Origin of the sequence: Lacihabitans sp. CS3-21 (assembly GCF_024343675.1) — a bacterium.
Lineage (GTDB): Bacteria > Bacteroidota > Bacteroidia > Cytophagales > Spirosomataceae > Leadbetterella.
Genome location: NZ_RJUD01000028.1, coordinates 17,012 through 27,087 on the forward strand (window position 1 = coordinate 17,012; position 10,076 = coordinate 27,087).

At 36.9% G+C, this 10,076-nt stretch carries 12 protein-coding genes; 7 read left to right on the forward strand and 5 right to left on the reverse strand.

All coding sequences use genetic code 11. The features are described 5' to 3' along the window. Positions 1-17: 17 nt before the first annotated feature. The 3 genes from EGI24_RS13925 to EGI24_RS13935 form a co-directional block, all read right to left on the reverse strand. Complete coding sequence (locus tag EGI24_RS13925; RefSeq protein WP_255049053.1) at positions 18-371, reverse strand: hypothetical protein; 354 nt, start codon at positions 369-371, stop codon at positions 18-20. Then, positions 361-867 (reverse strand): MOSC domain-containing protein, encoded by a 507-nt coding sequence (locus tag EGI24_RS13930; RefSeq protein WP_255049054.1) that lies wholly within the window; start codon positions 865-867, stop codon positions 361-363. The genes EGI24_RS13925 and EGI24_RS13930 overlap by 11 nt, the downstream gene beginning before the upstream one ends. A gap of 175 nt (positions 868-1,042) precedes the next feature. Next, a complete protein-coding gene (locus EGI24_RS13935) occupies positions 1,043-1,414 on the reverse strand; it encodes a group III truncated hemoglobin (RefSeq protein WP_255049055.1) in 372 nt (123 codons plus the stop codon). 70 nt (positions 1,415-1,484) lie between these two features. Between EGI24_RS13935 and EGI24_RS13940 the strand changes: the two genes are divergently transcribed. Then, positions 1,485-2,762 (forward strand): GWxTD domain-containing protein, encoded by a 1,278-nt coding sequence (locus EGI24_RS13940; RefSeq protein WP_255049056.1) that lies wholly within the window; start codon positions 1,485-1,487, stop codon positions 2,760-2,762. Then, positions 2,735-3,544 (forward strand): 23S rRNA (guanosine(2251)-2'-O)-methyltransferase RlmB, encoded by an 810-nt coding sequence (gene rlmB / locus EGI24_RS13945; protein WP_255049057.1) that lies wholly within the window; start codon positions 2,735-2,737, stop codon positions 3,542-3,544. The genes EGI24_RS13940 and rlmB overlap by 28 nt, the downstream gene beginning before the upstream one ends. Positions 3,545-3,623: 79 nt before the next feature. On the opposite strand, the gene rfbC is transcribed toward rlmB, so the two are convergent. Further along, entirely contained in the window at positions 3,624-4,163 is a 540-nt protein-coding gene (gene rfbC / locus EGI24_RS13950; RefSeq protein WP_255049058.1) for a dTDP-4-dehydrorhamnose 3,5-epimerase, read from the reverse strand. Positions 4,164-4,404: 241 nt separating this feature from the next. Here rfbC and pyrF point away from each other — a divergent pair, with 241 nt between their 5' ends. Further along, positions 4,405-5,229: an orotidine-5'-phosphate decarboxylase gene (gene pyrF, locus EGI24_RS13955; protein ID WP_255049059.1), complete on the forward strand. Its 825-nt coding sequence runs from the start codon at positions 4,405-4,407 to the stop codon at positions 5,227-5,229. Beyond that, positions 5,226-6,506: a DUF2851 family protein gene (locus EGI24_RS13960; RefSeq protein WP_255049060.1), complete on the forward strand. Its 1,281-nt coding sequence runs from the start codon at positions 5,226-5,228 to the stop codon at positions 6,504-6,506. The genes pyrF and EGI24_RS13960 overlap by 4 nt, the downstream gene beginning before the upstream one ends. Here EGI24_RS13960 and EGI24_RS13965 read toward each other — a convergent pair. Further along, entirely contained in the window at positions 6,503-7,945 is a 1,443-nt protein-coding gene (locus EGI24_RS13965) for a CCA tRNA nucleotidyltransferase (protein ID WP_255049062.1), read from the reverse strand. The two genes, EGI24_RS13960 and EGI24_RS13965, sit on opposite strands and share 4 nt — an antisense overlap. Before the next feature lie 236 nt (positions 7,946-8,181). Here EGI24_RS13965 and EGI24_RS13970 point away from each other — a divergent pair, with 236 nt between their 5' ends. The 3 genes from EGI24_RS13970 to EGI24_RS13980 all read left to right on the forward strand — a co-directional run bounded on the left by EGI24_RS13970 (position 8,182) and on the right by EGI24_RS13980 (position 9,786). Beyond that, complete coding sequence (locus tag EGI24_RS13970; protein WP_255049063.1) at positions 8,182-8,418, forward strand: hypothetical protein; 237 nt, start codon at positions 8,182-8,184, stop codon at positions 8,416-8,418. Positions 8,419-8,530: 112 nt separating this feature from the next. Then, entirely contained in the window at positions 8,531-8,767 is a 237-nt protein-coding gene (locus EGI24_RS13975; protein ID WP_255048302.1) for a hypothetical protein, read from the forward strand. Between the two features lie 200 nt (positions 8,768-8,967). Next, complete coding sequence (locus tag EGI24_RS13980; protein WP_255048303.1) at positions 8,968-9,786, forward strand: hypothetical protein; 819 nt, start codon at positions 8,968-8,970, stop codon at positions 9,784-9,786. The last annotated feature ends 290 nt before the right edge of the window (positions 9,787-10,076 follow it).

Consider the following 10,076-nt stretch of genomic DNA (forward strand, 5'->3'; position numbering starts at 1 on the left):
AAATATTTGGTCATAATTCACTCCTTCTCATCATCTTCCACATGCAAAATGTGTAGAAGCCGATGGATAATAGGAGCAAAAAACACTGCGGTGATACTCAAGAAAGCTACGCCACTGTACAAGGCATAAAAAGAAGAAAACCATTTGGCGGCATCGTTGGTCATGTCTGACACTGGACCCATACCTGTAAGTATCATGGAGGCCATGTAGAAGCTGTCTAGCCATGAAATATGATCGAAATAATGATAGCCTATTGTGCCCATGCCCATTGAAAACCCAATTAACAGAAATGCAAAAAAAGTATATTTGCCCATTCTTTTGGCAAAATGACTCATCGAGGCTACTTTTTGTGTTTTATTTTCAAGCTTCATTTTCTATTACATTTATTTTATCTCCCAAAGTGATTTTTCCAACTTTTATCACCCTGCAGGTAATGCCACCGTGCCCACGCATGGCATTAAAACCTCCTTTACCTAAGTTTTCCTCCATTCTACTGCATGGGTAACAAAAGCCTGTCATTTCCAATATGGCGGTACCAATACTAAACTTTCGGCCCTTCAAAGCATTGAGGTTAATGCCTTTTACCACAATATTTCTTCGGGTAAGGTTGGGGTCAATGTTTTCTTTGCCCAAAAATGAAGCCGCCGCAGTCAAATGTTCGTGTTGAATGAGGGTGACCTGCCTTTTGTTACTTGGGCTGTTTTTGGTGGCTCGGTCGCCTTCTAGGCCAGTTTCGGTTACGTTTACTTCTGAAGTTTCCTTGATGGGTTTTCTCGAGGCAGGTCTCAGACCTATCCACATGACTTCACCCACCTGGCTGAAGTTTTCGAAAAGACTCAAGAACGGTTTTTCTTCGGCTGTTATCATGATGAGGTTATTTAATTTTTTTTGTTGTTTTTTTGGAACACTGATGACAAGGATTTTACAGATATTCACAGATTTTGTTTAAAATCTGTGAATATCTTCGTTGCCTTCATCCGTGTTATCTGCGTTCCATTTAAAGGTTTCTAATGTCTTAATTATTCAAATAACTTATTTCCGATTATCCATTTCTATTCAACTTACCATTCAAAATCTGACCAATTTCTAGGGCTTTTGATTTTACGAAGTCGGCGTTTTTGCCAACGAAAAGGGCATCGGTGCAGGTAATCCAGTAAGCCAACCAACGTTCAAAAAGCTCGGTAGTGAGCGGATGCGTGGCGTGTCGTTCCATGTGTACCCACATCATGCCACCTGTGTAGGAGCCAGTTTGGAATAGCCAATTTTCCCAAAAATTATACACCCGCACAATGTGCTGCTCCCAATGCTCAGCCGATGGACCAAAAACCGGTGCCAGTTTTTCGTCTTTCAGCACGTTGTCGTAAAAAGTGTCCACCAGTTTCACCACATCGTCGCGGTTTTCTATATCTTTCATAAAATTTAGTATATTGCATCAACATTTGATGCCCAGCTTGCGTTAATGTCTTATAAACCTTAGTTTTTAGATGAGATTTTCCTTATATTTTCTCTTTATTCTTCTTACTTCGATTGCTTGCAAAGTTCAACAAAAAAAGCCTGTTTCCAAAGAATCGGCCGTTTTAGATAGAGCCAAGGCCAGAGAATCCAAGCCGGTGGTTTCATCTATCAATGGCAAGTACAATTTTGTGGATTCTACCAATGCCAGGGTGTTTATGGTGGTAGAGCTGGCCAATGTCGCTGATGATATTACTTTTGAAAAGCTCAACAAGGTTTTCAGAATTCAGTGGTCTATTTTGCCAGAATATGGCACCAAAGATAAACTCAAATCAGGCAAATTAGAGTTTGCAGAGGAGTTTTTTAAGAAAGTAGGTAAAAACTATCAATTGACTTTTGATATACCGAAACTCAAAAACGTAGAATCGGCGGTAATGGTGCTGGATTTTATTGATATTGAGGCCGCTACAAAATATACTTTCGATTTACCATTGGATTTTTATGCCAAAAAAGTAGATACCAGATACTTGGTTTATGACAAAAAAGACGACGATTTTCCGAAATTTATACCCTATATATACGAAGGAGCCGAGTTTGTAGTGAAGGCCATAAATCCAAGCCAAGAGAAACTATTCCTCAAAAGATATTCAAACCTCAGTTTGCCCGCTCTGTCGCCGATGTCGGCCAGCAAGAGAGACCCCATGAGTGAATTTGCTTCTGAAGAAGTGATCGAAATTGTGGCCGGTGAGCCTGTTTCTTTGAAGCAAAAAGGTGTATATGTACTAACGCAAAGTCCTGATAGTCATCAAGATGGATATGGATTTTTGGTGGTGGGTGAACGTTTTCCGCGAGATACTGAACCTCAAAGTTTGAAAGAATCGTTGGTGTATATGAGTACCCCAAAGGAAATAGAAGAACTGAAGAACAATGAAAATGCCAAAGAGGCCTTGGACTTGTATTTTTTAAATGTAGCCAAAGGAAATCAAGCCTTGGCGAAGCAGTTGGTCAAAACTTATTACAAGCGTGTGGCTGATGCCAATAAGCTGTTTTCGACTTATAAAGAAGGATGGAAGACGGATAAAGGCATGGTTTTCGTGATTATGGGGCCACCATCGAGGGTTCAGCGAAATCGCCAAAGAGAGGTGTGGCTATATGCCCAAAACTCAAACAATTCAGAAATTATTTTTACATTTTATAGAAAAACGAACGCCTTTACTGACCAAAACTTTGAGTTGGTGAGGTACCCAGAATACAGTTCGTTTTGGTACCCTTTTGTTGAAGCATGGAGAACAGGAAACGTAGTGGAGTAAGTCGAGACGGTGAAGCCCCTCGCAAATTTTTTAAACCCGTAAACAGGCCCAACAAAGAGGATTTTGTTTTTGGAATGCAGTCGGTATTGGAGACACTCAAGTCTGACAAAGAAATAGATAAGTTGTTGCTTCAGAAAGAATTAAAACATTTTGAAGAAATAGAAATTCTGGCCAAACAGCGTGGTGTGCCTATTCAAAGGGTTCCTTTGGAAAAGCTCAACAGAGTAACGATGAAGAATCACCAAGGAGCTATTGCTTTTGTTTCTTCGGTAAATTTTGCTGTACTTTCTAATGTCGTTACGGCGGCTTTTGAGTCCGGTGAAGTTCCTCTGATATTGCTTTTGGACAGAATAACAGATGTGAGGAATTTCGGAGCTATTTGTCGTTCGGCTGAATGTAGTGGAGTACACGGTGTAGTTGTACCAACTAGAGGTGCCGCCCAAATCAATGGTGATGCGATGAAGACTTCTTCAGGAGCATTAAATTTTGTGCCAGTTTGTAGAGAAAACGATCTCTGGAATGCCATTAAATATCTTAAAAATTCAGGTTTTCAGGTAGTGGCATGTACAGAAAAATCCAAAGATTATGTTTATCAGGCTGATTATACGATACCAACGGTAATAGTTATGGGCTCTGAGGAAGACGGTATTTCAGAGAATTTACTTCAAGAAGCAGATGCCCGAGTTAAAATACCTTTAAAAGGCAGAGTGGAATCGCTAAATGTTTCAGTGGCTACAGGAATTATACTTTTTGAGGCCGTGCGTCAAAGAGAATTTGTTTAAAATTTGGATATTTATATTTCCGACATGAGAATTATTCTTATGTCGGTTTTTTTATGCCTCGTAAATTTTGTGATTGGTCTTACACCAAAGCCATCAACTCCTTCAAAGTAGGAAGTTCAAGGTCTTTTTCAGAAACCAATGGATTTTCTATTCCCCAATTGATATTTAATTCTGGATCGTTAAAAATTATACCCGCCTCAGAGGCTTTATCGTAGAAATTGGTACATTTATAAGTAAAAATGGCATCTTCCATTGTAGCAAATCCATGAGCAAATCCTTCTGGAACATACACCATATTTTGTTTTTCTGCCGAAAGAAGAAATGCTTCGTACTGTCCAAAAGTAGGCGAGTTTGGTCTGATGTCAACAGCCACGTCAATTACACTTCCCGAAATTACCCTTACGAGTTTACCCTGTGCAAAAGGCGGTTTTTGAAGGTGCAGTCCCCTTAAAACTCCTTTAGTTGAAAATGATTGATTGTCTTGAACGAAAGTAACATCGGCCACATTTGCTCTAAAAAGTTTGTCACTGAATGTTTCAAAAAAGTACCCCCTTTCATCATGAAAAACTCTTGGGATGATTTCAAACAGGCCTTTAATTTTGCTTTCCTTAAACTCCATTTTCTAGATTTTGAATAATTTCGATGTAAATTTAGATATTATTTGTTAAAAATATCATTTTTCATTCATTTGGAAATTATTTCCTATCATATTTTTATTCTATACTTTTCTGTAAAATGTTGGATACTTGTTTGTTAGCAGAAATTACAACCTATTGCTAATTTTTTTAGGGGATTGAAATTTAGGATTTTTTGAATAACAGAAGAAAAAGCGTTTATTTTATTGAAAAATTAAGATTTAGATGACCAAAGCGGAGCTGTTTGAGCAAATTAAAAGAAAGAAATCGTATTTGTGTGTTGGATTAGATACGGATATTAAAAAAATCCCCAAACACCTCTTAGATTCGGAAGATCCAGTCTTTGAATTTAACAAAGCCATCATAGACGCTACTGCAGAATTCTGTGTTTCTTATAAGCCCAACATCGCTTTTTATGAGGCCATGGGGCCTAAAGGTTGGGAGAGTTTGAGAAAAACCTTGGATTATATACCGAAGGATTGTTTCAGCATTGCTGATGCCAAACGCGGTGATATTGGCAATACTTCAAGTCTTTATGCCCGAGCTTTTTTTGATAAGGATTCATCTGGCTTATCTTTTGATTCTGTTACTGTGGCTCCTTACATGGGGGCGGATTCTGTGCAGCCTTTTCTAGCGTTTAAAGACAAATGGGTTATTTTGTTGGCTTTAACCTCCAATATCGGCAGTCAAGATTTTCAGTTTTCAGAGCTTAATTCTGGACAAAGATTATTCGAAAAGGTGCTGGAAAAGTCGCAAGATTGGGGCAATGCCCAAAATATGATGTATGTCGTCGGTGCTACTCAAACCGAAAGTTTAATTGAAATCAGAAAGATTGTACCAGATCATTTTTTACTAATTCCAGGTGTGGGTGCTCAGGGCGGAAGTCTAGAGGAAGTAAGTAAATATGGAATGAATAATCAATGTGGACTTTTGGTGAATTCATCCAGAGCCATAATTTATGCCTCCGATGGTGAGGATTTCGCTGAAAAGGCGAGTAATGAAGCAAAGAAAGTTCAACAAGAAATGGAAAAATACCTCAGCATGATATGAAAAACGAAGACTTTATCCACTACACTTGGCAATACCAACAATTCGATAAAAATAACTTAAAAACCACCAACCAACAGCCCCTAACAGTAATAAAAACTGGATATAGGAATTTTAATTCTGGTCCAGACTTCGAGAATGCTCGTATAAACATTGAAGGAATAGAATGGGCAGGTAAGGTAGAAATACATATAAAGTCCTCGGATTGGAACAGACATCAACACCAACACGACAAAGCATACGACAATGTGGTTCTGCATGTGGTTTGGGAGCATGATATCGAGGTGCTCAGAACAGATATGACACCAATTCCTACGTTGGAAATTAAAGATTTGGTTTATGCCGATACACTTCAGAAATACGAAAATCTGATTAAAAATGCTGCAGAAATTCCTTGTAAATATCAATTGTCGGAAGTCTCCGAATTATCCAAAATCAGTATGCTGGAAAAGGCCTTGGCTCATCGTTTACATCAAAAATCAGCTGGACTTCATAAGCTCGTCAAAGCTGTTAATGGCGATTTTGAAGAATTGGCTTATAGAGTTTTTGCAAGAAATATGGGATTTAAGCTCAATTCGGAAGCATTTCTGAGACTGGCGGAGAGTTTACCTTTAAAAATCATTCAAAAGCATAAAGGTAATTTGTTTCAAATAGAGGCCTTGATGTTGGGTCAAGCAGGTTTTTTGGAAAATCCACAAGATGAATATTCCGAAAACTTGGCAACTGAATATGAGTTTCTTGCTCAAAAATACAATCTGACACCTTTAAAAATGCAACGATTGGAATGGCGTTTTTTGAGGACACGCCTAGGCAATTTTCCAACTGTTAGAATATCCCAATTTGCGGCTATTCTTAACCAAAATCAGGGTTTGTTTGCCTTGTTTTTGGAAGATGCCAGTAAAGAAAATATAGAAAAAGTACTTCAGGTTTTACCTTCAACGTATTGGCAGAAACACTATGATATAGCCAAAGTATCTGAAACTAAACTCAATGGAATAGGGAAATCTTCTATAGAAAACCTCTTGATTAACACTTCGGTACAGCTTTTGGCATTTTATTCGGATGTTACTGATAATCACAGCTATTTTGAAAAAGCCATTGGAATTCTTGAAAACATAAAGTCTGAAAAGAATTTCATTACTAAAATTTGGCAAGATTTAGGTTTTAAGTGTACTTCTGCGTTTGATTCTCAAGCTCTTATTGAACAATACAATTTCTTTTGTGGGGCTAAAAAATGTACGCAATGTCCAATAGGAGTGGAGATATTAAAGAAAGTCTAAATTTCTTCTAGTTTTTTGAGAGGTACAAATCCGAGTTTTGTGCCCAATTCTATTAAATGACTGTATGAAGCTTCCAGGGTGTTTTCTATTTTGCAATCTAAAATAGCCTCCCTGATGTCATTTTTCAAAATGCCAACTTCTTTTGAAGGCTGTAAACCAAAAATCGACATGATGATTTCTCCCGTCATTACTGGTTGGAAACTTCTCAGCTTGTCTTTTTCCTCAATTTCTATTAATAACTCCTCAACTTTATCGAAGTTTTTAAGATATTTTTTTACCCTAGTTTGGTCTTTTGAGGTGATGTCTGCTCTACACAGTAACATCAAATTTTCAATATCTTCTCCAGCCTCTACCAGTAAACGTCTAACGGCTGAGTCTGTTATGCCTTCTTTGGCTAATGCAATTGGGCGTAGATGTAAACGTACCAAATTGGCCACCTTTCTCATTTTTTCGTCTAAAGGCAGTTTCATTTTTCTGAAAATCCCTTTGACCCACCTGGCACCGAGTTCTTCATGACCATGAAACGACCAACCGTTTTTTGGATGGTATTTTTTGGTGGCTGGTTTGGCTATATCATGTAAAATAGCTGCCCAACGGTTCCATAAGTCATCAGATTTGGTTGAAAGATTGTCGAGGACCTGTAAAGTATGGTAAAAATTATCTTTGTGGCCTTTGCCGTCCATGGTTTCTACACCCATGAGGTTGACCAATTCTGGAAATATCAAAGTCAAAAGTCCAGTTTGCTGTAAAAGTTTAAATCCGTAGGATGGGGTTTTAGAAAGAATGATTTTATTCAACTCATCGGTTATTCTTTCCTGAGAAATAATTTCTATTCGGCTGGCCATGGCTTTTATGGCCAAGAATGTCTCTGTTTCAATATCAAAGCCTAGCTGTGAAGCAAACCTGATGGCCCGCATCATGCGTAAGGGATCATCCGAAAATGTGGATTCAGGATTGAGCGGGGTTTTGATTATTTTTCGTTCGATATCACCCACGCCATCAAAAGGGTCTACTAATTCGCCAAAATTGTCGGGATTGAGCGAAATTCCCATGGCATTTATGGTAAAATCACGTCGGTGTTGATCTTCGGCAAGCGAACCATCTTCTACCAAAGGTTTTCTTGAATCTGAGCGATAAGATTCTTTTCTGGCACCTACAAATTCTATATCATATTCTCCGAAGTTGAACTGAGCTGTGCCAAAATTTTTGAAATAATTTACATGCAAATCTTCATTAATCAAAGCGGCAGTTGTTTTGGCGAGGTCAATTCCGCTACCTATGCAAACAAAATCAATGTCTTTGTTTGGTCTTTCTAAAATGAGATCTCTCACAAATCCGCCTACCACATAACTGTCTATACCCAAATTTTTTGAAGCATGGGCTACCAAACTAAAAATTGGATTATGACTAATATTCTCTTTGAAATTGTATTTTTTCATCGACACAAATTTAGGCTTTTATGGTGGTTTGATAAAAGAAAAATCGAATTATGACCTAGAATCAAAGTTTAGGTAATCTTTCCATGGTTTATTTCTAGGTATTTCACACGCTTTTCTAGGTTTATCCCAAAGTCCTATTAGTTCGTCACATGTGTTTTCTGAGGATGATAGCTTGATATAATTTTGAATCATCAAACAAAGGGAAACACCTTTTGAAAATAACAAAAACAAACATCATGAAAAAATTAAGCATCATCGCTGGATTAGTATTTACAACAATATTTTTTGCCTCATGTGAAAACAATGAAGTAATGCCTCAAGGCAATTACGCTAATGCCACTGCACAAACGGTAGATTTTCAAGAACCGGAATTTGCAACACAAAAAAGGCCTAGTGCAATAGCTTTGGAAAATACTATCATTCCGACTGCAACAGAAGTAATATCAGTAGTAGAAAACAAACAAGAACAATAAAATTCAATTCAAATTCTCCGTGAAACTTTGTGCCTCCATTTTGGAACTTAGTGTAATAGTTAGTTTCAAGAAAACACAATAAAAATCAAAATCATTTTTAAATCAAAAAATTATGAAAAAATTAAGCATCATCGCTGGATTCGTATTGACAACAGTATTTTTTACATCATGTGAAAGCAATGAAGTTATGCCTCAAAACACTTATTCTACTAGTGCTTCACAAATCAAAGATTTTATGGAACCAGAATTTGCAACACAAAAAAGGCCAAATGGAAAGGCTCAGGAAACTACCATAATTCCAGCTGCAAAAGAAGTAATATCGGTAGTAGATAATAAACTTGAGCAATAAAATTCAACTAAATTATTTGCGAAACTTTGTGTGATAACTCAGTTCGAGAATCCATTTAGAATCTCGTCAAAAATGATAATTCATTTGCTTCAAATAGAGAAAGGAATTTGTATCTAGATTTTATCCGTATATTAATATTATTTATGATTTCTCTTTTTAGTTTCTAATTTTGCAAAATCTCGATAAAAACCTAAAAACAAATGAATGATTTGGATTTACTAAAAAAGAAAACGGGCATGACCATTGGCACCGCTTGGGTTTTGATGTTTTCTTCTGTGGCATTGTTGTTTTTGTCGGGTTTTATTTACGGAATTATGCTTTCTCAGTCCAAGAAGACCATTACAATGACTGAATCCACCGACATGATAATGATTTTTATGGTTTTGAGTTTTTTGGTTTTTGCCACGATTGGTTTTTATGTAAACAAAAAAGAACTACCCTATTTCTCTAAAGTTTCTTCAAAAGTCATGATGATTTTGTTCGTGGTGGCGATTTGTTGGAGCGTGATATCCAGTATTTTTTTAGATTACTTCATGATGAGTGAAGAAATGGATAAGATGACAGGTTTTAGTAAATCATGGTGGTTTGCTACGATTCTAAACGCATCTATGATTATTTTCCAGATTGGTGTTTTGGGACATGGGCTTATAAGAAACTATACCCTCAAAAAATCCATGATAGCCATTTCTTTTATTTGCATTGTGTTTTATATGCCAGCTGCAGTGAGTTCTATGGTTATACAATCTATGATTTTGCTTTACATTTATTATCGTACTGCTTCTTTTTGGGTGGTTTTGCTGACTTCCACTTTGATGTATGTGCCTGAGTATATTTTCAGAGAAATATATACCATGCCCAAACTCAACTATAATTACTATAAAAATGTCATTATGCCTTCAACTAGTGTCTATTACACCGTTTGGGCTTTTGCAGTCTTGGGTTTGATAACCGCTTTGTGGTATCTCAAACAAAATACCCAGGTTATTAAATGGGAAAGAGATGACGAGCCATTGTTTTGATAGTCAGTCTTTTATGTTTTAGCCTCCAAGTTTACCTTTATCTCGATTCTTTTTTCTGTAAATCAACTCTTTACAATTTTGTAAGTGAATGTCCAAGTGTTTAAGATATTGGGCTAGTCAACTCAATTTCAACCTTGTTATTGGTGATTTTTCTTTGTTTATGGTTGTTTTCATCTATTTGGCCTTGTGTAGAATACACAAATTTATTCTATTTGATAATTTAAAAATCAAAACGACTTTCTGGTCGTTTTTTTTTGTTTTCACAGGATTCGACACTTTTATCCCAAGGT